Source organism: Treponema endosymbiont of Eucomonympha sp. (genome assembly GCF_001028545.1).
This window is the reverse complement of record NZ_BBPW01000376.1, coordinates 1-670: the sequence shown is the minus strand read 5'-3', so window position 1 is coordinate 670 and position 670 is coordinate 1. Positions and strand designations below refer to the sequence as shown.

Genomic DNA, 670 nt, shown 5'->3' with positions numbered 1-670 from the left:
TTTTAATCCCACAACATCTAGCGAGTTTTGGTTCATATCTTCAAGTTTTCTGTAGAAAACACGTAAAAGCAATAAAAACGACGTGATTCTTTGCTGTCCGTCATCAATTCAAGCGCGGCTCAGACCCTTTCGCTTACCCGGTTTTTAGTAAATGACTGGTGGATGACGCCGCAGAAAATATTCATCATCGATGGTGTCCCGGAGAAGCACCAGGAACGGATTGCCGGGGAACTACGGAATGTCGAATATGACCGTGCAGATGAATTTGACGTGGTGTTTACCACCGACGGCGGGCTTTGCGACGTGGAAATAAAAAAGGAAGATGTCCTGTTCAAAAAGGCGTGTCTTTTTGGAACCGCGTGGGATCAGCTTACCGCAAATTATAAGCAGCGTCCCTTTGTACGGGTTTCGGCGCCCTACGGAGACTCTGTAATCGGCAATAAAACCTATTTCGGCTGGAATGGCGCCCTTACGTTTCTACAGGACCTTCACGACGATATAACAAGCAAAATACTTGGGTCCGGCGTAGTAGTAAAACTTGACGACATTGGCGGTCATTAAAGAGAAGGAAAATAACGTGGGCGAAATAAAATTGGAGAACGTTTCTTTTTCCTATAATCAGAACGCCGATATATCTTATGTGCTTGAGGATATTAACCTGTCGGTCGGA

1 protein-coding gene is annotated in these 670 nt (G+C 45.2%); it reads left to right on the top strand.

Annotation, left to right across the window (positions count from 1 at the left end; genetic code table 11):
- Positions 1-90: 90 nt before the first annotated feature.
- Positions 91-561 (top strand): nitrogenase component 1 family protein, encoded by a 471-nt coding sequence (locus AWU74_RS11965; RefSeq protein ID WP_062328719.1) that lies wholly within the window; start codon positions 91-93, stop codon positions 559-561.
- Positions 562-670: the final 109 nt, after the last annotated feature.